Annotated in this window: 25 protein-coding genes and 2 tRNA genes; 19 read left to right on the top strand and 8 right to left on the bottom strand. The window is 35.2% G+C overall.

Annotated elements, in window-relative coordinates:
• Window positions 1–9: 9 nt before the first annotated feature.
• Entirely contained in the window at window positions 10–420 is a 411-nt protein-coding gene (locus C6H17_RS08995; protein ID WP_004086206.1) for an HAD hydrolase family protein, read from the bottom strand.
• A 250-nt stretch (window positions 421–670) separates the two neighbouring features.
• On the opposite strand from C6H17_RS08995, the gene C6H17_RS08990 reads away from it, so the two are divergent.
• From C6H17_RS08990 to C6H17_RS08970, 5 genes are all read left to right on the top strand, one after another.
• Window positions 671–761 (top strand) — tRNA-Ser (locus tag C6H17_RS08990).
• Between the two features lie 189 nt (window positions 762–950).
• A tRNA-Pro gene (locus tag C6H17_RS08985) sits at window positions 951–1,027 on the top strand.
• 406 nt (window positions 1,028–1,433) lie between these two features.
• Window positions 1,434–1,682: a phosphoribosylformylglycinamidine synthase subunit PurS gene (gene purS, locus C6H17_RS08980; protein ID WP_005216732.1), complete on the top strand. Its 249-nt coding sequence runs from the start codon at window positions 1,434–1,436 to the stop codon at window positions 1,680–1,682.
• Between the two features lie 15 nt (window positions 1,683–1,697).
• Window positions 1,698–2,384 carry a phosphoribosylformylglycinamidine synthase subunit PurQ gene (gene purQ, locus C6H17_RS08975; protein WP_005216730.1) on the top strand — a complete coding sequence of 229 codons (687 nt, stop codon included), beginning with the start codon at window positions 1,698–1,700 and terminating at the stop codon, window positions 2,382–2,384.
• 56 nt (window positions 2,385–2,440) lie between these two features.
• A complete protein-coding gene (locus C6H17_RS08970; protein WP_020995446.1) occupies window positions 2,441–3,922 on the top strand; it encodes a tetratricopeptide repeat protein in 1,482 nt (493 codons plus the stop codon).
• A 306-nt stretch (window positions 3,923–4,228) separates the two neighbouring features.
• Here the strand turns inward: C6H17_RS08970 and C6H17_RS08965 are convergent, their stop codons facing one another.
• Window positions 4,229–5,575: an FAD-dependent oxidoreductase gene (locus C6H17_RS08965; RefSeq protein ID WP_005216724.1), complete on the bottom strand. Its 1,347-nt coding sequence runs from the start codon at window positions 5,573–5,575 to the stop codon at window positions 4,229–4,231.
• A gap of 3 nt (window positions 5,576–5,578) precedes the next feature.
• Window positions 5,579–6,370, bottom strand: a complete 792-nt coding sequence (locus tag C6H17_RS08960; protein WP_004086211.1) for a metal ABC transporter ATP-binding protein — start codon at window positions 6,368–6,370, stop codon at window positions 5,579–5,581.
• A 288-nt stretch (window positions 6,371–6,658) separates the two neighbouring features.
• On the opposite strand from C6H17_RS08960, the gene eno reads away from it, so the two are divergent.
• From eno to C6H17_RS08930, 6 genes are all read left to right on the top strand, one after another.
• Window positions 6,659–7,933, top strand: a complete 1,275-nt coding sequence (gene eno, locus C6H17_RS08955; protein WP_004086212.1) for a phosphopyruvate hydratase — start codon at window positions 6,659–6,661, stop codon at window positions 7,931–7,933.
• A 157-nt stretch (window positions 7,934–8,090) separates the two neighbouring features.
• Entirely contained in the window at window positions 8,091–8,228 is a 138-nt protein-coding gene (rpmH, locus tag C6H17_RS08950; RefSeq protein ID WP_004086213.1) for a 50S ribosomal protein L34, read from the top strand.
• A 665-nt stretch (window positions 8,229–8,893) separates the two neighbouring features.
• Entirely contained in the window at window positions 8,894–9,691 is a 798-nt protein-coding gene (locus tag C6H17_RS08945) for a hypothetical protein (RefSeq protein WP_005216720.1), read from the top strand.
• Window positions 9,675–10,595, top strand: a complete 921-nt coding sequence (locus C6H17_RS08940) for a hypothetical protein (protein ID WP_005216718.1) — start codon at window positions 9,675–9,677, stop codon at window positions 10,593–10,595. The genes C6H17_RS08945 and C6H17_RS08940 overlap by 17 nt, the downstream gene beginning before the upstream one ends.
• Entirely contained in the window at window positions 10,585–11,562 is a 978-nt protein-coding gene (locus C6H17_RS08935) for an outer membrane beta-barrel protein (protein ID WP_005216716.1), read from the top strand. Before C6H17_RS08940 ends, C6H17_RS08935 begins: the two co-directional genes overlap by 11 nt.
• Window positions 11,550–12,599 carry an outer membrane beta-barrel protein gene (locus tag C6H17_RS08930; RefSeq protein WP_020995444.1) on the top strand — a complete coding sequence of 350 codons (1,050 nt, stop codon included), beginning with the start codon at window positions 11,550–11,552 and terminating at the stop codon, window positions 12,597–12,599. Before C6H17_RS08935 ends, C6H17_RS08930 begins: the two co-directional genes overlap by 13 nt.
• 181 nt (window positions 12,600–12,780) lie before the next feature.
• Here C6H17_RS08930 and C6H17_RS08925 read toward each other — a convergent pair whose 3' ends face one another.
• The 4 genes from C6H17_RS08925 to C6H17_RS08910 all read right to left on the bottom strand — a co-directional run bounded on the left by C6H17_RS08925 (window position 12,781) and on the right by C6H17_RS08910 (window position 16,928).
• The gene (locus C6H17_RS08925) at window positions 12,781–13,824 is read right to left on the bottom strand and encodes a YihY/virulence factor BrkB family protein (RefSeq protein WP_020995443.1); all 1,044 of its coding nucleotides are present in this window, start codon (window positions 13,822–13,824) and stop codon (window positions 12,781–12,783) included.
• 10 nt (window positions 13,825–13,834) lie between these two features.
• On the bottom strand, window positions 13,835–14,269 hold the full coding sequence (locus C6H17_RS08920) for a toxin-antitoxin system YwqK family antitoxin (RefSeq protein ID WP_005216713.1): 435 nt from the start codon (window positions 14,267–14,269) through the stop codon (window positions 13,835–13,837).
• A 143-nt stretch (window positions 14,270–14,412) separates the two neighbouring features.
• Window positions 14,413–14,856: a hypothetical protein gene (locus C6H17_RS08915; RefSeq protein WP_004086225.1), complete on the bottom strand. Its 444-nt coding sequence runs from the start codon at window positions 14,854–14,856 to the stop codon at window positions 14,413–14,415.
• A gap of 323 nt (window positions 14,857–15,179) precedes the next feature.
• A complete protein-coding gene (locus C6H17_RS08910) occupies window positions 15,180–16,928 on the bottom strand; it encodes an ABC transporter ATP-binding protein (RefSeq protein ID WP_005216711.1) in 1,749 nt (582 codons plus the stop codon).
• A gap of 198 nt (window positions 16,929–17,126) precedes the next feature.
• Between C6H17_RS08910 and C6H17_RS08905 the strand changes: the two genes are divergently transcribed.
• The 8 genes from C6H17_RS08905 (at window position 17,127) to ribA (ending at window position 24,055) form a co-directional block, all read left to right on the top strand.
• On the top strand, window positions 17,127–17,354 hold the full coding sequence (locus C6H17_RS08905) for a carbamoyltransferase N-terminal domain-containing protein (RefSeq protein WP_005216709.1): 228 nt from the start codon (window positions 17,127–17,129) through the stop codon (window positions 17,352–17,354).
• Between the two features lie 68 nt (window positions 17,355–17,422).
• Entirely contained in the window at window positions 17,423–19,852 is a 2,430-nt protein-coding gene (locus C6H17_RS08900; RefSeq protein WP_104731407.1) for a carbamoyltransferase, read from the top strand.
• A 16-nt stretch (window positions 19,853–19,868) separates the two neighbouring features.
• Window positions 19,869–21,020, top strand: a complete 1,152-nt coding sequence (locus tag C6H17_RS08895) for an SGNH/GDSL hydrolase family protein (RefSeq protein WP_020995440.1) — start codon at window positions 19,869–19,871, stop codon at window positions 21,018–21,020.
• Window positions 21,007–21,210 (top strand): hypothetical protein, encoded by a 204-nt coding sequence (locus C6H17_RS08890; RefSeq protein WP_005216706.1) that lies wholly within the window; start codon window positions 21,007–21,009, stop codon window positions 21,208–21,210. The genes C6H17_RS08895 and C6H17_RS08890 overlap by 14 nt, the downstream gene beginning before the upstream one ends.
• A gap of 12 nt (window positions 21,211–21,222) precedes the next feature.
• Window positions 21,223–21,600, top strand: a complete 378-nt coding sequence (locus C6H17_RS08885; protein WP_005216705.1) for a hypothetical protein — start codon at window positions 21,223–21,225, stop codon at window positions 21,598–21,600.
• A gap of 17 nt (window positions 21,601–21,617) precedes the next feature.
• Window positions 21,618–23,045, top strand: coding sequence for a hypothetical protein (locus tag C6H17_RS08880; protein WP_005216704.1), 1,428 nt, complete (start codon window positions 21,618–21,620; stop codon window positions 23,043–23,045).
• Between the two features lie 58 nt (window positions 23,046–23,103).
• The gene (locus C6H17_RS12550) at window positions 23,104–23,253 is read left to right on the top strand and encodes a DUF5989 family protein (RefSeq protein ID WP_004086238.1); all 150 of its coding nucleotides are present in this window, start codon (window positions 23,104–23,106) and stop codon (window positions 23,251–23,253) included.
• 220 nt (window positions 23,254–23,473) lie between these two features.
• Window positions 23,474–24,055 (top strand): GTP cyclohydrolase II, encoded by a 582-nt coding sequence (gene ribA, locus C6H17_RS08875; protein WP_005216702.1) that lies wholly within the window; start codon window positions 23,474–23,476, stop codon window positions 24,053–24,055.
• A 291-nt stretch (window positions 24,056–24,346) separates the two neighbouring features.
• Here the strand turns inward: ribA and C6H17_RS12260 are convergent.
• The coding region (locus C6H17_RS12260; protein ID WP_158655017.1) for a toxin-antitoxin system YwqK family antitoxin at window positions 24,347–25,272 on the bottom strand (926 nt) is incomplete at its 5' end.

The raw sequence follows: 25,272 nt of genomic DNA, 5'->3' as shown, positions 1-25,272 counted from the left end.
CTTATCCCTTTAGCTATTTTTGCTTTTATCGCATATTATTTGTTTATAAGCTACTTCTTGTGATAGCATATCTTGTATTTCTGTATAACTTTTTTGCACAAATTCAGATGGGCGAATTGCCTTATCATCAATGTAGAATCCATCAAAGCCACACCAAGCCTTACCCACCATAATAGAATCATAGGGGATATTATGCTTATTTAACCATGCTACAATATCTGGCAACACCTTAGCGTTAATTTTGCCTATATCACCATTATAAGTTCTCATGCCCCTACTTGTTGAAATGATAATATTAAAGCCCATTGCCTTATATTCTTTTAGTTTTTTCACAACCTCAACTCGCACAGGCTTATCACTATATTCTACATCTATATCTTCTGTAAGTGTTCCATCAAGGTCAATAACGATATTTTTCATTTATTCTTATCTTTATGTGTTATTTAGGGTAGAGATTATAACAAAATAATTGCAAACTATAAATTCTTTATGTAAATAGAACAAAATAAATAACCATGCAAACTAAACTTTGACAAGGTTTATATTTTTACACAAGACAGAAGCTAGATTTTTAAGTAAAAATTAAGCTTTTATTAGATAGAATCCTGCTTTTATTTCTGTTTGAAAATTGTTTTTTGGCAGACTTGTTTTTATTGGAAATCTACAACAAGGACAGGTGGGTGAGTTGGCTGAAACCACATCCCTGCTAAGGATGCGTAGTCGCAAGATTACCGAGGGTTCGAATCCCTCCCTGTCCGCCACTCTATGAATAAATTTTTGTTATGTTGATTATTTGTTTGTATAAGGCACTCATTCATAGACTTTATTGAATCTAAGATCTCGTTAATGTGTTGCATTCAAGAATAAAGCTTGCTTGGTTGCTTTAGTTATTCACTCAATATGCTTAGAATTGATACTGACTTTAGAATCTAGCTCAATTAGATTTTTAGCGGAGTATAGCGCAGCCTGATAGCGCGCACCCTTGGGGTGGGTGAGGTCGTGGGTTTGAATCCCGCTACTCCGACCATTACTTTTTATCTACTTAAAGATTTACATGTTTTTATTTATCCATATTAAAATCTGTTTGCTTTTATGGAATCTTGAGAGCTTTATAGAGACTCCATAAAGTTTAAGGAATAATCCCAGAAACTCAATCAAATTTAGATAGGTGCAGGGTTTGGGGTCTAGAGTCCAAAACAGCTTGTCATATCGAGCGAAGCGAAATATCTAATATGAAATCTAAGTAAAGATTAATCTAAAAATAGATTCAAATAAAAATTTTTCACTTTTTACAAAAGCCCAAAATGACACAAATCTAGAATCGTTTAGCCCCACGCAACTTAAAAGGATAGAGAGTTTTTCACTTTATAAACAATAACTTTATAAAAAATATTCTATAATACGCCTTTACTAGATTGCAAAAAAGGATAGCAATGCGTTATGATATAGCCATAGAAGTTAGCACAAGAGATGGTGTTTTAAATCCAGAATCAAAAGCGATTTTACAAGCATTGCAAGGGCATGATTTCGCGGTATCAAAACTCACTATGAATAAGAGATTCTATCTCACTTTAGAGGCAAAAGATAAGGTTGAAGCACAGAATCTAGCAAAAGACATGTGTGAAGATTTTCTAGCAAATCCAATCATACAAGATTATACAATCAAAGTGCAAGAAGCATAATCTAGGGGCGTAGTTATGGTAGCGATTTTGCATTTTTTAGGGACAAATTGCCAATATGATGTTGCGAACTTTTACACAAGACAGGGTATAGAAAATACGCTTATATGGCACACAGAAAGCACTTTGCCAAAAGAGACGAAGTTAGCCGTTATTGCAGGTGGGTTTAGCTATGGCGACTATCTTAGATGTGGGGCAATAGCCGCTCAATCTCAAAGCATGAAAGCATTAAAGCGATATGTGGAGAATGGGGGTAGGGTGCTTGGCATTTGCAATGGATTTCAGATTCTATGTGAGTCAAAGCTTTTGCCCGGCGTGCTTATGCGGAATAAAGACTTAAAATTTATCTCTAAAAATGCCTTATTGCGTGTAAAAGCAAAAGATAATGCTATGCTTAAAGACTATGGGGAAAATGAAGAATTTATGCTGCCTATAGCACACGCAGAGGGGAATTATCAAATAGATTCTAAAGGCTTAGAAACACTATATAATAATAATCAAGTGTTGCTGCAATACGCTGATGATATAAATGGCAGTGTGGATAGAATCGCTGGAATCTGCAATAAAGAACACAATGTCTTTGGGCTTATGCCACACCCTGAAAGAGCGGTGCATACCAAGTCAATCAACATAGATTCAATGGATAATTCAAGCCAAAATGCTATGGGTATAGCTATGCTAGTTTCACTCTATAATGAAGCATAAATTGTTTGGTATATATTTTGCTTTTAATACAAAACTGCTAGATTAAGGATATGATGATGAAAAAAAGGATATTTTTACTCGCTTTAATTAGCTTTTCTCTTTGCGTGTATGCTGCTGATGAAGAGCAAGCAGAGACAAGAGCCGCACAACCAAAAGCACAGCAAAATACGGGCAATTCGGGGAAAAGCCCTGTAACAAATGTGCCTGCAGATGGCGGTTATGACTTACGCGATCCAAGATATTATGGCGGACAATACAATATGCAAGGCGGATATTATCCACAGCAATATTATGCACCTTATGGTGGCTACTATCGCTATGATCCTTACGATCCAAGGACTTATGAGCGATATTATGACCCTTATGATCCACGAACCTATGAGAAATACTATTATGGCAATAACCTCTATTATCCTGTGCCTTCATATCCTACGCCCTCGATTCCACAAACTATACCAAGCTATGGGCAAGGGCAACCTGTGTATAATGGCGATGAAGAGAAACCACAAGCCCCAAGTGTCGTGCCAAGTCAAAATCAAGCATGGTTTGATGAAGGCGGTGGGAATCAGATTCAAATCGCACCAACACCACCAAGTGATATTGCTATAAGCTATGCACCGCGTGTGCCGCCAATGCCTTATACACCAAATAACATTAATATCGTGCAACCAAGTTATAATTTCCCTAAGCCAGATAATAGCCCGACAGAAAACGCACTGGCAGATCCAAAAAGTGCAAGTGCTACACTAAACGCAGGGGTTGAAGCGGCAAGAAAGGGCGATTATAAACAAGCTTTGAGTATGTTTAATACTGCATGTGATCAAGGTAATCCTGCGGGCTGCTTTGGTGTGGGTGTAATGTTTATGTATGGAGCTGGAGTGCAGAGTGATACACAAAAGGCGATTAAATACTATCAAAAAGGTTGTGCTGGTGGCGATCCAACTGCATGTGCGAATCTTGGTATGATTTATGATGAAGCACCAAATATGGGGAATAATAAGCAAAAAGCTGCAGAAATGTATATGACAGGCTGTGCTGGTGGTGATGTCGATGCGTGTAATAATATCGGCTGGGCGTATGCAAATGGCTCGGGTGTGCCAAAAGATTTGAATAAAGCCTTGCAATACTATCGCTTTGCGTGTGATGCAGGTAGTCAGCTAGGCTGCTATAATCTAGGCTTACTCAATAATGCAAGTAGCGCGTATGGAATCAATAACGCAAATATGAATCCAGCGGATTTAAACTATGTAGCATGTAATGCAGGGGATATTGTAGGCTGTGCAAATCTTGGTTATATTTACGCACAAGGGCTTGAGGGTGCGCCGATTAACTATGGACTTGCGGCACAATATTTTAATACCGCATGTATGGGCGGTGTAGCAAGTAGCTGTAATAATCTAGGTGTTTTATACGAGCAGGGCAGGGGCATTACACAAAATGCAGGACAAGCTTTGCAAATGTATAGCCTTGCATGTGAAGCAGGACTACAAAATGGCTGTGATAATTACAGAAATCTCAAGAAAAAGGTTGGGGGATAATTTAGATTTTCTGTCTTCGTATGGGGTGCAAGGTTTGGGATACAAAGAAAATGGATCTCACAATTCAACAAAAACACATATAGATATAAAGTCAATTTACAAACAAGATTCTAAAAAACTTTCGCATTTTTAAGTGAGCTGCGACAATCATTAAATTTTTAATCAATGTAAAAAGCTACAAGTAAGAGAATACACTCATTCTCTTATATGTATATCGATATGCTTGTGCTTTATCAGTCTTTAAAAAATAGTAGAAAAAGTAGATTGTGGGGTTACAATCCCCCACATAGATTGACAGATATAAATCTATTGCAATTCTTCTGGTGATAATTCTTTTAAGAATCTTTCTTTATCAAAGTTTGCGTGTAAAAATGCAACGATTTCTTCAGAATCTATCATTGCATTTTGCAAACATGAGGTCGCACCCGGTGAAGGTGTCATATTGAAAGTCATGCCTTTTCCTGTGCGTATCTTCTTTTCACCTAACTCAAGTTTTTTAGCTGTCCTATCAACGACTTGTGGTCGCACTTCACCATAACCTTTTGCAAATGTAATGTCTTCTAGTTTGAGTGATGGGATAATCTTTTGTGCGTCTTTTATGAAAAGTCTTTTGCCAAAGAAAGGCAGATGGAAGAAAATATTACGCAAGATATAATTCCTAATTTCAGAATCACTCAATAAATCATAAGTAACTTTAATCACATCTAGGTGTAGATCAAGCTTTAATAAATCAGGGCTAAGGACATCAAAGAAATGTTTGCTATTCTCAAGTCGCAGTGTAGCAAGTGCGGTTGGTCCAAGTCTTGTTTTACCCTCCACAAATACATCAGGGTCACCATGCAATGCTGCAAATGGAAGCTTAGGATTTTGCACACCATACACTTTTCCCTTTAAAAGATTTGGTGCGAAATAAAACTCACCGCCAACAGGCAAACAGCCAAGATCTAAACCATAACCAGCCCTTTGAGCAAGAGGCAATGAATATGAACCAGCATCAACAAGCACAAACTTTGCATAAATCTCTCTGCCATCTGCACCAACAACAGCATAACCTGTATTCTTTGCTTCAATCCTATTGACACGAAAGCCTAAAAATACTTCATTTTGTGGATTTTTTTCTTTTGCTTTTTGTATGAAATACTCACTCAAAGCCTCATAATTTACTGCACACCAATCAGAATCAAAACCAGAACCAACTACATTTTCAGGTCTATCCCCACCATTTTTCCCTTCTATAACCTTTGGTTCCATAACCTTAATATCTTCTTTTGTATAAAATTTTAGTCCGGGAAAAATATGTTGAAAATCTTCATGTCTTTTCGTCATAACTTCACACTCATGATCACCCACACCTATTGCCATTTTTTGCATATTATAAATGACTTTATTTTGTAGATTTTCTTTCAAACAAAAATTGCGAACTTTTTGCGCGGATAACTTTACTTTTCTGGCTTTTTCAGCGCTATAATTTGTTTCTATAGAACCATCATGTATTGTTTGTGAATTTGCCTTATGGCTTGAGCTTATTTGTGCTAGTTTTGTTTCTTTTTCTATGATTGCGATTTTCTTTATATCGCTATATTCTGTTAATGTGTAAAAAGTGCAACAACCACTCACTCCACCGCCAATAATGACGACATCAAACTCATTCATTACCTATCTCCCTTCGCTACAATTCTTTGCAAAATCTTGAAAAATATCTATTTCACAAATATGCCCATCTTTATTCAGCGTAATGTGTGGTGTTTCATGGCTATGAATTGCCCTATTAATATGCAAAATTCTTGTCGCATACTCTAAAGTTATGGGTATATCGTGACTGATCGTAATTATAGTATGAAATTCGTTAATTGTTTTTAATATTTTATATATCTCAAGCTGTGTTTGTGTGTCTATATTTGATGTCGGTTCATCTAAAATTAACAGCTTTGGATTGCCGATTAATGCACGCGCAATAAACACTCTTTGTCTTTGTCCGCCGCTCAGATCACTGACTTTTTTATATGCAAGATTCTCAATGCCTAGTTTGCTTAGAATCTCAAAAGCCCGCATTCTTTGTTTCTTATTTACTCTATATCCAAATATTCTTGTTTCTAATATACCCATTTCTACTATTTCTATTACCATTATGGGAAAATTTATATTGATTTGTGTGTTTTGTGGCACATAACCTATCTCTTTTTTATTTGCAAAAAGATCTCTATTTGGATAGTGAATCTCGCCTGTAAAATCTGGTAAAAGTCCAAGTAAAATTTTTATAAAAGTTGTTTTTCCGCCACCATTTGGACCTATGATTCCTAGAAATTCTTTGTGTAAAATCTCGAAATTTACAGATTCAAAAATTTTTTCCCCATTGTAACTAAAAGAAACATTTTTACCTATAATAATAGGTGGTTTATCTATTGTATGCGAATCGTTCTCATCTTTTTGCATATATGTTTGTTTCATATTCTCCCCTTAGTCAAGATTCTACATTGCATATAATTTTTATATTTATAATTTAAGTAAAAATTCTATCATTTTATATTGCAAAAAGAAAAGATATTAAGTCGAATCATACCACATAAATACTTCTACGAAACATGTTTGTTGCTATAACAATAAGGCTAAAATAAAAATCTAGCATTGTAGTTTTAACGCATATAAAAAATGCAGAATCTCAAATGAAAACATAAAAACCACATTCAATATGTTAAAATAAGCGACATTAAAGTTTCATAGGTTTAAAGGATATAAATGGCAATTATTAAAGAACTTGATGCGTTTGAAGTGCTAGATAGTCGTGGCAATCCCACAATTTGCGTTAAGGCGGTTTTGAGTGATGGCAGTGTAGGCAGTGCGATTGTTCCAAGTGGAGCTAGCACAGGAAAAAAGGAAGCATTAGAACTTAGAGATAAAGATAATATGCGTTTCTTAGGCAAGGGCGTGTTACAAGCATGTGCGAATGTAACAGAAAAGATAGCAAGAGATATTGTAGGTATGGAAGCATATAGGCAAACAAGCATTGATTATATGCTAAAAAATATCGATAATACACAAAACTACTCAAAGCTTGGGGCAAATGCTACACTTGGCGTCTCCATGGCGATAGCAAGGGCTAGTGCAAACTCACAAAAGATTCCGCTTTTTAGGTATCTTGGTGGTATCAATGCGACTACACTGCCTGCCCCTATGTTAAACATTATTAATGGTGGGAGTCATGCTGATAATAATGTGGATTTTCAAGAATATATGATTATGCCGCTTGGATTTGATTGCTTTAAACGGGCGCTGCGTGCAAGTGTGGAAGTGTATCATACGCTAAAACAGATTCTAAACGATAAGGGTTTAAGCACGGGTGTGGGCGATGAAGGAGGCTTTGCACCGAATCTAAAAAATAATGAAGAGCCTATTAACTATATCATTCAAGCAATTGAAAAGGCTGGATATAAAGCAGGGGAAGATATAAGCATAGCCCTTGATATTGCAAGTAGTGAGTTTTATGAGAATGGAATCTATAATTTAAAAGGTGAGAATAAAAAGCTAGATTCTAAAGGCTTGGTTGCTTACTATGAAGAGTTAGTAAAGAAATATCCCATTGTATCCATAGAAGATGGATTGAGTGAAGATGACTGGAATGGTTGGGAGTATTTGACAGAGCGACTCGGTAAAAAAATCCAGCTTGTAGGCGATGATTTATTTGTAACAAACACGGCGATATTACAAGATGGTATTAATAAAAACATTGCAAATGCAATCCTTATAAAACCAAATCAAATCGGCACAATCACACAAACAATGGAAGCCATAAGACTAGCTCAAAAAAGTGGATACAAAACCATTATCAGCCATAGAAGTGGCGAGAGTGAAGACTCTTTTATAGCGGATTTAAGCATTGCCGTTAATGCGGGAGAAATAAAGACAGGTGCTCCTGCAAGAGGTGAGAGAAATGCGAAATACAATCGCCTTTTAGAATTACGACATGGACATAAATTTTTAAGTTATGATGCAAAAAGTTTGTTTGCAAAGTGATTTTGCAATGAGATTACTTTTTGAAAAAGTGTTTTGTATGGGCAATAAGCCTAATAAATAGGCCAGATTCTAAAAGCTTTAAATCTTGCAAAAATAACAAAAGTATGCTATTATTGCAGGCTTTGTTTATTAAAATTCTATAAAAAGGTAGCAGATAATGAAACGAACATATCAACCACATAATACACCGAGAAAAAGAACTCATGGTTTTCGCACAAGAATGAAAACAAAGAATGGGCGAAGAGTGATTAATGCAAGACGAGCTAAAGGCAGAAAACGACTAAGCGTTGCGTAAGACTTGCTTTTAGCCGTGTGATGATCGCTCTATAATAATGTGTAATTTATTGTATATTGACATTTTGTGTGTATTGCAATAAATATGATATTTGAGAATATATCATATTGATTCTTAGTGTTGCTGTATCTCTTTGGGTGTTTATATCCCAATATCTTGCCCCGTAGCGTATCCCTAAAATGTGTATTTTAACAATATAGCTTCGCGTGATTTATATTATTTAAGATTCCATGTATTGCGATATAGCCCATTTAGTTGATTATTTGACTGGGATTTCATGCAATTGACATAAAACAAGTGATATAGATTTTAAGATTTTTATTCATATTGTGCTGGGTTAGATCTTATTCAATCTTTTCAATACATTGTAGCATTATGGAAAGTTTGCGTATGGAATCTTGTTTAAGTGGATTATAAATAATATTTGCTTAGGCATTTTTTCTTGCTATTACACATTTTTTTGCTAGAATTAGCATTTTAGTTTGTTGTGGGTGCTGTGGGGGCTTTATGCAATTTTATACTTCTTTATCATTTTTGTTTTTTTATATTCTATACGCTTTTAAAAACGATATTTCTAAAAGATCTTTGAAATATTACTCATTTTTATTGCACAAATTCATTTTTCCTACAACATATCGCAATCACATAAAAGATAAGGCTATATTGTGAGACAAAATATTACACAGAGTGCTTATGCCATTAATCTTTGCTGTTCTATAAAATATGTTTGGAGATATATTTGTCTATGCTTTCTCATGTCTTTTTGTCTTTATGCGGTAGAAAATAATACAGATAAAGATATAGAATCTAAAAATAAAGCCAATCCATACAATATAGATTATCCTAATCTAGATTCTAAATACTATCCATACATTCGCTCTCGCAATAAGTTTTATGATAAAGATATAGCAAAGATTATAGAAAATGTGGATAGGGCTGAAGCGAAAAATGCCTTTTTTGTCGGTGCAGCTTATGGCTTTAATATTAATGTAGCATTGCCCTTTTTTGTTGATGCAGGTATAATAGGCACACAAAATACAAAGTCAGCTACCCCTAACTTTAGTCTTTTTGGATTCCGTATTGGGTATCAAAAATATACAGGCAAAATGTTGCCTATCAATCATTTTGGGTATCAAATCTATATTGATTTTTGCGTGAGTCTTGGAAAAAGCGGATTATTTTTTACTGGGATTAATGCGGATATGCTGTGGGATTTTTTGGAATTGCATGGTTTTATTGGGAGTATGAATCTTGGTGTTGGGCTTGGCTCAAGCAAGATTACAGGACTTGCCATAAGCCCTTATGGTGATAAATATGAGGCAGCATATAGGCTAAATCTTGGTATAAGTGTGCGTTATCCACAACTTCATCATAAAGCTGGAATCTACTTTGGAAGCACTCAAGGGACAGAGAGAGGCTTTTTGGGCTATACAATGATGATTGGATATGATTATGTTTTTTAGAATCTTTTTATCTCTTTTTCTATTATCTAGCCTTATATACGCAGATGATATAAAGGAAAGTGAAGTAGCACAAGATAAGCATGCAGAAGATTCTATGCGGCTAGATGAAGATCATACAGATATGTTTGATGAAGTCGAAGACAAACACAATGAAAGAATAAAGCAATCTATCGACAGAATGCAGCATGTAAAAGATTCTATAAGAGAGGTGTATGAAAGAGAGAAAATATATACTCTAGAGCCACAAAACTATTCCATTGAAGATTTACAAATTGGTATTAGCGATGCACAAAATAAAGCAGAAAGAGAACAAGCTAGAAAGAAATTAGAATCTAGTGAATATAAAACTCAACTATTTTTTGGTGTGCAACTTGGCACTACAATAGCTGCGGTAGCAGACAATATAAATGTTTTGCCGACTTTAAATCTAAAGGTTGGATTCCAAAACTTTCTTGGCATATCAAGTAAGCAGGTTGGGCTTAAAATCTACCTTGATACACTTGTAGCAAGCAATATTTTATCATCGCTAAAAAACGATCCTTACGCAGATTTTATAGCTAGCACATTTAGTGCGACAAATGTTAATGCAGAAGTTATGTATGAGATTCCCATTTCTAAAGATATGAAGTTTGGGGTTGGAACTGGTTTTGGTGTGGGCTATATGGCTTATAGTGACAAGTATTGGGATAAACTGAATGGCTTTGCTTCAAATGTTGCCCTTCTTACCTACATTTCATTTTATGAGAAACATAAGCTTGAGTTAAGCTTTAAAACCTTTATTTATCATTATGGAAGCTATGTTACTAGAAAGCTTGAGGGCGTAGCACAGAATCCTGTTGATATATTCTCAAGCGATTTTGCAAAGCCTATGAATCTAAGTTTAGGATGGGTATATGTATTTTAAAAAATATATACATGCTATAAAAAAAGCTATTCATTTGCTTATGTTTTTGACATTTGCTACTTGCATATATGCAAACGAAACAGATACAACAAAAAGAGAGCAAAAAAAAGAAGATAGCTTTATCCCCAATATGCTTTTACAAGATACGACAAATATACTTGATTCTTCACTGCCCCTGCCCTATTTTTCACTGCCTTATACTAAAACGCATAATTATCTAAAAAGAGAAAGCAGCAAGAAAGATTCTCTATTTGATGATGCGATGAAGCCTATAAAACCAAAGATTACAACCTATGACTATTCACAACTAAAGAATATGGATACGACACAAGATGAGTATTTTATCGACTTTAAGATACATGAGCTTGAGAAAGAAGCCTATATGCTAAGATCTCAAATCATAGAGAAAGAAAAGAAAAAGCGAAATTGGCTTATAGATTCTAAAGCGAGTGGATATTATGCGGGCATTGGTGTAATGCTAGGCTTTATACATAATAAAAACTCTTTGGGTATAGATGCAAGCAGGGCTAGTGCTGGTGGGATTCTAAAGCTTGGCTATTTGCGTTATCTCTATAATCATTTGGGCTTAAAAGCAGAACTATTTAATATTTATGGGAATCACACACATAATAATGAGCTTTTGCTGTATAACTATTATGGATTTAGACTTGCCGTATTGCATGATATTCCTGTATTTTTTAAAGAGCATTATTTTGGCTTTTTTGCGGGGTTTGGTGTTGGGGGATATATCTTTTCAAAAAAACATCAAAGCATAGAAACTTATAACCATTTGACAAACGCACATAATATGAGTTTGAATCTAAACATAGGTGTGAGCTGGACTTATGCAAAACATCATAGAGTAGAGATTGAGCATATTTTTATAGCCCCACTTACAACACTCTCAAATGGCACAACAGAGACTTTTGAACCTAGCTATATAGTGAGTTACTCATGGGTATTTTAAAAGCTTTATTTTATATTCTGTTATGTGTATGTTTTATGCCTTATCTTTATGGGATAGATTCTGGCGAAACAAATGTGAAAAAACGCATTCATGTCGATGACGATAAACGAAGTAAGTATAAAGTCAATAATTTTACTACCATAAATCTTAACTCAACAAAAAAGGTCAAAAAAGAAGAACCAAAAAAAGAGATACAAAAACCTACTAAAAGCTATGAAGATAAACTTCGCTATTTACAATCCTTGCGTTATGAAGTGATGAGTTTAAAAGAGCAAATTGGCGATGATTTTCAAGTCAGCGTGCCTTATGGGCATTATGTAGATGACAAAACAAGCGCACAACGATTTAACGCCCTAACACAAAGCTATAATGACGCCTTGAAAAAAAGCGGTTTATTTGCTGGTGTAAGCATGGGGGTTTTAGATATTTATACAAGCGGCTATATTGATAACAATCTTGTGATAACTCGTATTACACCGCTTGTATATGGTGGTAGTGGTGGCTATCAAAAGTTTTTCAATCATTATGTAGGCACAAGGCTTTATGGTGGGCTTTTTACTTCATTTTTCAATGATATTTATACCTATGATATAAAAAATGGCACAACTGCACCTGTGAAAAATCCCTATGGTGGTGATGGGAATTTACAAAGTTTTTATATGTTAGCCTTTATGAGTGCTGATGTGCTGTTTGAGTTTCCATTTGACAAAACATTTAAAAACTATATTGGTGGATTCATGGGGCTAAATATCGGCGTTATGTATTATCGCCCTTATGCTTCACACCCACAAAAAGGCGATTATTACCCTGCAAAATATATATGGAATTACAACTTGCAAGTAGATTATTCCTTTAATCTTGGCATGAGTCTCACTTTTAACAATATACATAGAGTAGAAGTAGGGCTTGGCATACCTTTCTCATATCTCTCACTACCGGGCTTTGCAGAAAGTGCTGATGTGCTTGAGAGAATACCTTCAAACTTTTGGCGTAGTGCGGTCTTTTTAGCAAACTACCGCATGTTGATAAAGTTTTAGAATCTAAAATATTGTCGTTTTGAGTGTAGCGAAAATCCCTCTACACATTTTAATCTTGAGGCATTTTTACCTTTTTAGTAATGCTTAATACAACAAGAATCTAAATTAGATTCTATATCTAAACTTGTTTAAAGTATAGGTAATAAATGTATCTTATTTTTAATCTCTGCTACTTTAGAATCTAGCTTTCACTACATGGATATTTTGTATCAAGCCATTTACAAAACTGCATAGAAAAAAGCACAACAAGCCATGATACATAAATCCATAAAAATGCAAACATAATAATTGATACTGAGCCATAGATATTGCTATAAAACTTATTATAACTCATGTAGTAAAAAAATATGATTTTTAAACCATACCACACAATTGCACCAAGCAAACTCGCTAGTATCAACACAAAAAATCGCAATGGCTTATTCGCTGCTACACGAAAAAGCATAGCAAATGCAATCCAAGTAGCAAGCATAGGTATAAAAGAATAATACTTTGTAATCACAGCATCAGAGTATATATCCACAATCACTGCATTAAAGTAAATCGAGGTAGCAAGAAACATGGGTATAAGCGTAATTAAAAGCCAGTATATGATAAAAGAGTCAAAATAGCCGCGTTTTTTTGCCTCAAAAATGCGTGCAGCAACATCATCAAAATTCCTAAAGAATATAAAAGAGCTAATAAGCGAGATGAGAAAGCCTACAAAGCCCATCTCTTTGCCATTTGATAAAAAATTATCTAGGATTTTTGCGAACTCATGGGCATTATCAGGCAAAATATTATCAAGGATAGATTGTTTTAGAATCTGCAATTGATCTTGAAAGCTTGGAAAGAGTGAAAAAAGAGAAAAAAACATTAAAAAAGCAGGGATAATAGAAAAAATGCTATAAAAACTTAAAGAAGCCGCATAATGAAAGATTCTATCATTATCGGTTACGGCATGCCAACAATATGAGATTTTTTCACTGATAAAATAGCGATGCTTGGTTATGTTTGCATAAAAATGTTGTAGTTTTTGCAAATAGCCATCTTGTTGTGTTTTATTGTTTTGTGTTTCATGTGTGAGATTATTTTTTTGCGTTTGTTCTGTTAAAGTTTCGCTATTTGGATTATGTGCTTGAGAGATTGAATCGTTTTGTGATGTGCTTTCTTCTGCTATCGTATTAGCAGAAGTATCTAAAGATTCTGTGTGTTTTGTTGTAGTATGAATCTTTGTATCTTGCACGCATAAACCTTTAATTAAGATATTTTTGGGCTGTTAGCTTGCCATAATAATACTGCAATGCTTGTATCTTTTTTCCTTCAGTTATCACATATAGCCAGTTATGCAATACTCCCTTTTTAAAAGTCGTCTTTAAAGTTGTATTATCCCTTGCATACTGCGTAAAATCTCCATGCAACACCCCGGCTTTGTAGAAACCTGTGAAATGTGGGCTACCATTTGGATAAAAATGACTGAATCTTCCATGCAATTTGTCATCTTTATAATGAACTTCCCATGCAAGTATGCCACTTGGATAATAACCCACAAATTTGCCATGCCTTAATATTCCTTTGCATGAACCTTGCATAACAACACCATCAATAATAGTTTTACATGAAGTCATTTTAGTATGTGCATAAAACAATGAAAATGCAAACACTAAAACAACATACTTGAAAACATTCATTCCCAACAAGAAAATACCCTAAAAAATGTGAAAAAAAAGAAATAAGAGTGAGACTATAATAAGAGTTTATTGCCACAAAAGGCAGACTAAGCGAAAATCCAGCATGAAGCCAAATTTTCACAATAGTCCAAATATGGCTAAAGTTATTTTACTTTAAGCACCGCATTGATTTTTTTCAATTTATCTTCTTCAAGTAGATAGCGTAAATTGCGTTCATCTTGTTTGCTTTTTCTAAATTCTTCTTCCTTTTTAGTGATTCTATGAAGAATTTCAGTAGCTTTAGAAACATTTCTATTTGCTTGTGCTTCTTCTAAGTCTAAACGCAAGTTTTTAACATCAAATTCCACCGCATCTCTGTATTGTTTGAACTTCTCTGTTTGTGCTTTAACTGCTTTGAGAGTATCAAACTCAATTTGTGCAATTTCTCTTTTTTGTTTTAAGTTTGCAGTCGCATAAAGCTCTTTTACAACGCCTTTAGGTGCAACAGAAGCACCGATAACATGCTCATGGTGAGCCATATTAGGACATGCGAAAAGCAACCCGCTTGTTGCTATAGAAACAAACATCAACTTCTTAAGAACCATCATAACTTCTCCTTTGGCATAGAAAAAATAAAAATTATGAATGGCATTATAACGAAATATAATGAGTTTTAAACATAATTTTTGTAAAAAATCGATATTTTGGTTTATTGTTAGTTATCAAATCTATTGAAATACCTTGCTACATGATATTCAATATCTTTGCAAAATCAACATATAATGCTTATAACGGCAATAATACCAGCATTCATTTATAGTAAGACTAGATTCTACATGTCAAGCCAAGAATAATCAAAACTATATGCTTAAAGCAACTTGACTAAACGCATATAGTTTTACAATAATTCTCTCATTCACGCAATAAACGCCTACGCAAGATCCTCATCTTTTACTCGTCCCTTCTTTCTCTCTTCTTGATATTCTTGCTGTGTCCAAATGTTTAGAATCTTGCCCTCACTCATTTGCACGACTCTTTGAGCTAACTCAATGGTGCTTGGTCTGTGTGCTACAACGATTAAAATTTTATCTTTTTGCAATGTAGCAAGTGCATCTTTAATAGATTCTTCTGTTTCTTCGTCAAGGGCGCTTGTGGCTTCATCAAGTATTAAAATATCTGGATTCTTATAAATTGCCCTTGCGATAGCTATTCTCTGTCTCTGACCACCGCTTAAATTTGTCCCAAACTCATCAAGGATAGTTTCTATACCATCATCAAGTTGTGATACAAACTCATACGCCTGTGCTTTTTTTAGCGCATCAATCACTTTTTCTTCATCGATTTCCATGCCATAGGCAACATTACTAGCAATACTTCCATGGAATATAAAAATTCTTTGTGTTACAATAGATATATTTTTACGCAAACTCTCTTGTGAAAGATCTTTTAAATCATAATTATTAATGAGAATCTTGCCCTCATTTGGCTCATAAAGTCGCAGTAAAAGACTCATTAAAGAGCTTTTTCCGCTACCACTTTTGCCAATAACAGCTGTCGTTGTGTTTCTCTCAAACTTCAAAGAGAGATTATTGATCGCAGTAAAATCATCGTATTTCAGTGTAATATTTTGTGCCTCAATGGATTCTATAGGAGCTTTTAGAATCTCTTTGCCATCAATAATTTTTGACTCTCTATCAATAATGTCTGATAATCTCTCATTTGCCACAAGGGCTGGTTGCACACCTGCAAAGCTTCCATTTAATCCCTTTAATGGCTTATAGAGTAAAAACATAGCCGCCATAAGTGAGAAAAACTGCCCAGCACTCATATTATCCCGCAATACTTCTAGCCCACCTATGATAATGACAATCGCCATGCCTATTGAGCCAAAAAGCTCCATAAGCGGTGAAGTGAGTAGTCCTACTCTTGTTGATTTCCGTCCTAAACGAAACATCTCATTACTATAATCTTTATATTGTTTAAACTCTAGTTTTTCCCCATTACTTGCCTTAATAATCTCTATATTATTAATAATCTCAAATACCCTTGAATTCATATTAACACTTGTTTGAAAGCTTTGATTCGCAAGAGATCTTAGCTTTTTTGCAATGAAACGAATGGGGATAATAGATAAAGGCATAATCATTAATGCAAGCAAGGCTAAAAACGAGCCATTATATACAATAACCGCACTATATGCAATAATCGTTAATATCGTGCTTAAAAAATTCATAAGATAACCCGTAGCAAAATACGACACCACAGAAATATCACTAATACGCGCTAGAATCTCACCGCTACGCATACGATTAAAGAAATCAAGCTCAAACCCCAAAACTCGCTTCATTACCTTTTGTCTTACTAGATTTTCAACATTAGCGTTAATATAGGAGAGATAATAGCCCTGCATATAAATCCCAAGCCCTTTAATAAAAAATATTGTAATAAGAACCAAAGGCATGATATAAAGCATTGCTTCATTTTTATCTTTAAACACATCATCAATTAAAGGTTGTATCACATACGCACTGCCACCAGATCCAAGCGCAGCAAGCACCATGCCAACAAGCACCATAAAATACTGCCATTTGTGCCGCTTTACATAGGGTCCAAATCGTTTATAAACAAGTTTAAAATCTTTGCGTAAATTAAGGGATTGTGTTTGCTTATCATCAGTCATTTTTTTACTTCCTTAATAATTCTGTTTAACAAAAAAAATAAAGCAAGATTCTAACATATTTGAATAAACTATGACAAAAGGTAAAAGCGTGTAATGTTATACAGAAACAAATAATAAGCCTTAATAATTTTATGCTAGAATACGCCGATTAGAATCTCAAATCTACCACATATTAGATATTAGCAAAAAAGGATAGCAATGATAATTTTAGGTATTTCAGCCTTTTACCACGATAGTGCCATAGCCCTATTAGAAGATGATAGAATCCTTTTTGCCTTGCAAGAAGAGCGATTATCTCGCATTAAAGCTGACAGCACATTTCCTAAACTATCCATTGAAGCGGCATTAAACTATATAAATAACAACTGCCACGATTATATGGGGGGGGGGGGGGTGAATACCCTAAAAACACTCCACAAGATTTAACCAACTTAGAATCTACTTTTGAAAATAACGCTCAAGCCCAAGACGATTCTAAGAATTGCGGTGGGGCTTTGCGTGTTTTGGGGCAATTTGGGGATAGGAGTTACCTAAAGGGTAATGACTCCAGCGATTTTTCGCAACTCCCGCAAATACCCCGCAAAGCCCAATCCACCAACCCAAAGCCAACACCCCTAACACTAGATTCTATCGACTCCTTTGTCTTTTACGACAAACCCTTCCTAACCTTTGAACGCCTGCTTGAGACCTACTTTGCCACCGCGCCAAAGGGCTTTCTAAGCTTTGTAAAGGCGATTCCTGTATGGCTTTCAACAAAGCTTTTCTTAAAAGAAACCATCGCACGAGAGCTAGAATCTTTGTATAAAAAATTCTATCCGCAAAAAAGTAAGCAAGAGATTAAAGCATTTAAACAAAAAGTGCTAAATAATCTCTACTTTAGTGAGCATCATTTAAGCCATTGTAGTTCCGCATTTTTCCCAAGTCCTTTTAGAGATGCTGGGATTCTAACCCTTGATGGCATAGGTGAATGGGCGACTACGACTATTGCTAAGGGGGTGGATAATCATATTGAGATTTTACAAGAGCTGCATTTCCCACATTCTCTAGGGCTTTTGTATTCTGCTTTTACTTATTATCTAGGCTTTAAGGTTAATTCTGGTGAATATAAAGTGATGGGCTTAGCCCCTTATGGAGAGCCAAAATTTGTAGATATTATCAAAACGCATTTAATTGATATGAAGCATGATGGGAGCTTTTCACTCAATATGAAGTATTTCTCTTACACCTATGGGCTAAGAATGACAAATGCCAAGTTTGACAGCCTTTTTCACGCACAAAGAAGCCCAGAATCTAAGCTAGAACAAATCCATATGGATATAGCTGCAAGCCTGCAAGTTGTAACTGAAGAGATAATGATAGCCCTAGCTCGCACCACAGCTAGACTTAGTGGCAGTAGGAATCTTGTTTTAAGTGGTGGTGTCGCGCTAAACTGCGTGGGTAATGGCAAGATTTATCAAAAGCTTATCAAAGAAGAAAGGCTACTCGATCATATTTGGATACAGCCGGCAAGTGGAGATGCGGGAAGTGCGGTGGGGTGTGGGCTAGGGTATTACTATATGGAACGCAAACAGCCTAGAAATGTGGATTCAGCTTTGGGTAATCATTTGCAAAATCCTTCCGCCCCGCTTCCCTGTGATGCACACCCTAGTGCGTCTCATTCGCAAGGCGAAACGATTTCACAAAGCAATACCGCAAATCTTAGAATCCGCGAAGAATACAAGCAAACTGAGTGTGAAAATGCCACCGCCCAGAATCTAAACACGCAAGACAAGGATTCTAGAATTGACAAAAACGCAGAAATTTCAACAAGCAGCAATTTTACAAACGACACTAGGCGGCAGGATTTTTGTGATAAAAATGGGGCTTTGCAAGGCGAAGCAAGGGAGTTACCTAAAGCGGTAATGACCGAAACTGAGCCGAAGCAATCGCCATTTTTAGCCAAAAAGCCAACGCCAAAGATAAGCCCAAGCAATTCTAAGATTTTGGAACTAGAATCGGGGTTTTCAAACGCCACAAATATAAAAGGGTCGCAGGCGGAAGGATTTGCCGATGATTTTGTGGGTTGCGCGCGGCGAGCGGTGGGCGAAGGGATTTACCTAAGCGGTAATGAGCAAGCCCACCGCGCAGACTCCCGCAAAAGCGCGGCAAAGCCAACGCCTTTGCTAAAAGATTCTATGCAAGGAAGCTATTTAGGATTATCCTACTCTAACGATGAAGTCCAAGCCACGCTAGACTCCCTAAACGCAGTCTATGAAAAACATAATTTTGACACGATTAAACAATTAACCGCTAAGGCATTAAGCGAGGGCAAAGTCGTAGGCTGGCATCAAGGGCGGTGTGAGTTTGGACCTAGGGCGTTGGGAGCTAGATCCATTCTAGGCGATCCACGCAATACCACAATGCAAAAGACAATGAATCTAAAGATTAAATACAGAGAATCATTCCGCCCATTTGCCCCAAGTGTGCTGGACTTTGCCATAAATGAGTGGTTTGAGTGCGACTACATTAGCCCATATATGCTGCTTGTAGCCCCTGTGAAAAAGAGCAAATGCTACCCACTCACACAAGAGCAAAAAGAGCTTTTTGGCATAGATAAGCTAAATATCGTTAGAAGTGAGATTCCAAGTGTTACGCATATTGACTATTCTGCGAGAATCCAAAGCGTGCATAAGGATACAAATCCGCGTTATTACGCTTTGATAGAAGAGTTTTATAAACTTAGTGGTGTGCCTGTGCTAGTGAATACTAGCTTTAATGTGCGGGGCGAGCCTATGGTGTGTAGCCCTTATGATTCTTATGCGTGTTTTATGGGGACGGAGATGGATATGCTAGTGATTGAAGATTTTATTCTTTATAAAGAAAATCAGCCAAAAGAGCATATCGCAAAGTTTAGAGATATTAGAAATAAGTATGAGCTGGATTAAATAATAAGGGATGTATATGAGAAAAGAAATATTGTATAAAATCACACAAGGCAAAATTGGCGTTTTATTGTTTTCTGTATTGTGGATTTTAATAAGTTTGCTTTTATTAAAGATTGATCGCATATCTAAAATGCGTTTTGATTTTAGCATTATGTCATTTGTATGGATTAGTGCCCTCTTATTATTGTTATGTGTATATTATGCAAGGCAGACAAAGATACAAGGCTTGAAGTTGGCATTATCTTATTTTAGTATTTTGCCTATTTGTGTAATCATTGGTGAGGTATATGGATTCTATAAATTGCAGAATAAAGACAATAAAGATAAAGATTGTGTTTTAGAATCTAATGGCATTTATGCAACTGCTTACTATGAGCCTAATACAATAACAGGATATAGGGCAAAACCAAATATAGTAGCTACTGCACAAATGCTAAATAAAAAAGATAACTCTATAATCTATGATATTTCCTATGATATCAATGAGTTTGGTTGGCGTAAAACAAAAAGTTCAAATAATAACAGCAAACAATGCTTTCTCTTTTTTGGCGATAGCTTTACCATAGGCGAGGGGTTAAATGATAATGAAAGTTTGCCATTTTATTTTGGACAACAAGTCGATATGAAAATTTATAACTTTGGATTCCATGGATATGGACCTCATCAAGCCTTAGCTTTGCTTTTAAGCGGTGAGGTTAAAAGGACAATTAAAGATTGTGATGAAGTAATAGCGCTTTATGAGAGTTTACCACGGCATATTTCTAGGGCTAATGGATTCTCACCATGGGAGATAGGCACAAAAGCCCCGAGATTTAAAATCAATGGCGAAAAACTAGAATGGCTAGATACTACAACTAATAAGAAATCAAAATTTGCAAGATCAATAGAGTATCGCCTAGAACAAAGCTATTTATATAAATTCTTACAATCACGCGATACATACAAATACGATGAGAAATACAATAATCTCTATTTTGCCATAATGTTAGAAATGCAAAAAGAGCTAAAAACACAACTTAACGCACCGCTTTATGTTTTACTATGGGATTCTAATAATTTAAGTGATGAACTAGAAGTTCAAGAATCTAATGCTATTACACAATGGCTAGGAACAACCTTTAACAACAATATAGCAACGATGGGGGGGGGGATATATGTTAGCAAGTAATATTTTGCAAAATTATAAAATAGCCAGAGAGAATTATTCCATTAATAAGTGTGAGCAACACCCAAACGCTATTGCAAATAAGGAATTGGCAAGATTTTTAGCACTGAATCTAAAAGATAGCATAATACAAACAAATAGAGTAAAAGCGGTAAAAACAACGGATTCTAAAATAGGAAAAATCCAAAAGTAAAAAAGGAAAATTATGACAAGCATTAGTGATTTACGCGTATTTTTAGGCATTTGGGCGGGGATTTTTGCGGTATTTCTACTCTCTGGAATCTTATTGCACGACATTTATAGAATCTGGGCGATCATTGGGCTAGGTGTCGCTTTAGCCTTGCAAGTCTATCCCAAAGCTAGCACACCACTTTATATCGCACAAGTGAAGCTTGGGAGTGTGATAGGCTGGTGCATTTCTCGTGCAACTTTGGTGGTGCTGTATTTTTGCGTATTTGTGCCTTTGGGGCTAGTCTTTCGCATAATAGGACGCAATGTTTTGGGAGCAAGACTTGACAAAGAAAAGGATAGTTATCTTATCTCTCGTCAAAAGCAACCTGTAAGTATGAAAAATCAATTTTAAAAATCAAGGGAGATTCTATGTTACAAAACAAATGGATAAAGGCTATTGTGTGGATTATCGGGTTTATTGTATTAATGATGATTTTGCTGAAGCTAGATCGTTTATGTTTGCGTTATTTTGGTTTTAGTATGCCTTATGCGTGGATTGGCGGTGCTTTTGCGATTATTTTACTTATTTGTGCGAAAAGGGCTACATCTCAAGGCTTAAAACTCGCTTTTATTTATATAGCGATTGTGCCTATATGCGTTGTGATAAGTGAAGTATTTTTTTATTATAAGATTGAGATTGCAAAAAATAGAGACATATTGGTGCAACCCCATAAGATTTTAGGCTATGCTCCTGCTCCTGCGGTTTCTGATAAAAGAAGGCTTGTTGTGGATGATAAGGTAATTTTTGATGTTGTTTACACAAATAATGAAAATGGACTTAGACTAACACCAAATAATAATGTCGGCTCACGCACTTGTTTAAACATTTATGGATGTTCGTTTGTGTATGGTGCTGGTGTTGGAGATTCCGAAACTATAACCGCTTTTTTGCAAAAAAATCTACCACAATATAATGTTAAAAATTTTGGTATAAATGGGGCCGGAGCTAACCAAATGTTGGCAAGATTAGAGTTTGATTTAGATTCTAAAGAATTGGGACAATGCGATGAAAATATCTTTATCTATGAGGCCATAACACACCACATTTATCGTTCCATAAGTGCTTGGAAAGGGCCAAAATATGAAAAAAATAATGACACGATTAAGTATGCTGGTTTGTTTAGTGATGAAGAGCAGAACAGGTTTTATCAATATATAAAAGAGTTGGAAGCAGCAAATCAACAAATAATATATGCCGTTCAATCAGAACAAACTTTCACACAACGCATGACAAACACTCTAAGAAAAATAAAGGATCAACTTAAAAAATCTCATACACTAGCATATTTTTTTCCACGCTTTAATACCTATAAGTCAGAAGAGCTATTAAAACAGAGTGGGTATCAAAAGGGATTTTCTTCTAGCTTAGATATGAAGCTAAATATCTCACAAGACCATATCTACTTTGACATTATACGAAAGATAAACAAGATATTAAAAGAAAAATATAATGCAAAACTTTATATGATTGTGTGGGATTACGATATGGCGACACAATTTTTAGACAAATACGATAAAGTCATACAAACTACACTCAAAAACGATGGTATCCCATTTTACACGATAAGTGAAATTATCGGTGATGATTATAAAGAGGATTTAGAACGCGTAAAAAATGGCGATTTTGAACATTTTAAATACAGAATCTCGCGTTGGGATACGCACCCAAATGCCCTAGCAAATGAGAAAATCGCAGAGTTTATTGCCGCACAAATTAAAAACGGCACAATAAAACCAAGCAAATTACACAATCCCAATTCTACACATGACGATCCAAACAAAAAGGGGCAAGAATGACAAATAACATCCTTTTACACCGCAAGGTTACCCAACTAACACATAATAAGGAGCAAATATGAATATCATTAAAGAATTATGGGCTTTTTTAAAGGAACGCAAGAAATTTTGGCTTTTCCCTGTGATTATTATCATGCTATTTTTAGGCGTATTAATTGTATTAGCAAAAGGCTCAGCTGTCGCACCTTTTATCTATACTATATTCTAGTATATTAAGCCACAAAACACAGACTAAAAGAGAGTTAGCGATAGCCCCAGTCTCGTTTATATGCCTTGTGCTTTGCTACAAAAATTGTTGTGTTTAGATTCTGAGATATCATCGGCATAAAATTCCCATTAAACCAAAAGGCTACAAAACTCTATGTTGCCATAATCATAGATTTATATTATAATTTCGGTTTTTGCAATGAAAATATTTGGAGATAAATATGTTACAAATTGAGGTTTCACAACAGGCTAATCTGCCTACTCGCTTTGGGGATTTCAAAACAAAAGCATTTCGCGAATACATGCCCAATGGTGAGAAAAGAGAGCATCTTGTCGTTTTTACAGAAAAGTTTGAGAATACGCCGCTAGTTAGGGTGCATTCAGAATGTTTGACTGGTGATGTGTTTGGGTCTAGGAAGTGCGATTGTGGTCCAGAGCTTGCCTTTGCTATGGAGCAGATTCACAAAGAGGGTGGAATGCTTATTTATCTGCGTCAAGAGGGCAGGGGTATTGGACTTTTTAATAAGATTAATGCGTATAATCTGCAAGATAAAGGCATGGATACGGTGGAGGCAAATGAGGCACTAGGCTTTGCAAAAGATGCGAGGGAATATGAGATTGTAAATGAGATTTTTAAGCATTTTAATATCAAAAAGATACGACTTTTAACAAATAATCCGCGCAAAATCGATTCCATGAATAAATATGTTGAATGCGAAAGGGCAAGTATCATTATCGAGCCAAACGAGCATAATAAAGACTATTTGCAAATCAAAAAAGCAAAACTAGGGCATTTGCTGTAAGGGCTTTTTAATCTTTTAAAAGATTTTATTGTCAAAGGGGTTTGGCTGTATTAGATTATGTTTTTAATTTTGCTTTAATTGCTTTATTGTGATTTGTGTTTATGGTGAAGTGTAGATTTTATAGATTGTGTTTTAGTGGATTTAGATAGAGATAAATGTATTGTTGTATTATTTTAAGGGGTGGTTCAGAATCTTAGCCCCTTTGTTTTTACTTATCTTTGAAAGGATATTGTAAAAAGGGGTTATTTTATATTCTTTTATAGTTTAGAATATAATGATTCTAATGTTTTATTATTTGCAGTGTTTTTTAATAAAATCATGTTCGTCGTCTTGCTGTCTTAACTTAAGCTGTATAAACTTTTCCCTAATCTCTTTTGCTTCTTTATCGTTTAGTTTTTTCTTAGCACATTTTACAGACTCTATAGCTTTGCCATTATAGCGAACCACACCTAAAAGATTCCCATCTTCAGTATAGAATTTGTCATCATATTGTCCGTCTTCGCTCGCGGTAAGTTCGTTTTTAACATTCCCACTTTCATAATATATTTTCATAACACCATCTCGCCCGCAATCTTTATATGAACCTTCCATCTTAAGCTTTCCGCTTTCATAATACTCTTTTGCGATACCATCTAGGCAATCATTTTTCACTGTCATTTCAGTTTTAAGCTTTCCACTTTCATAATAGCCTTTCATAATAGCTTCGTAACCTTTTTCATCGCTATTTTTAAATGTTATTTTACCCATAAGATTTCCATTTTCATAATACACTTTTGCAACACCAACTTGCTTACCATTTTTATATGGTGTTTCACTCTTAATCTTCCCATTTTCATAATACTCTTTTTCTATGCCATCTTCCTTACCATTTTTATATGGTGTTTCACTCTTAAGCTTCCCATTTTCATAATACTCTTTTTCTATGCCATCTTCCTTACCATTTTTATATGGTGTTTCACTCTTAAGCTTCCCATTTTCATAATACCGCCTTTTTATGCCTTCTACTTTGCCATTTTTATATGGTGTTTCACTTTCAAGCTTCCCATTTTCATAATACCGCCTTTTTATGCCTTCTACTTTGCCATTTTTATATGGTGTTTCACTTTCAAGCTTCCCATTTTCATAATACCATTTTTTTATGCCATCTTCCTTACCATTTTTATATGGTGTTACACTTTCAAGCTTCCCATTTTCATAATACCATTTTTTTTCACATT

Source organism: Helicobacter rappini (genome assembly GCF_900198625.1).
GTDB lineage: Bacteria > Campylobacterota > Campylobacteria > Campylobacterales > Helicobacteraceae > Helicobacter_A > Helicobacter_A rappini.
This window is presented reverse-complemented; position numbering and strand designations above follow the sequence as displayed.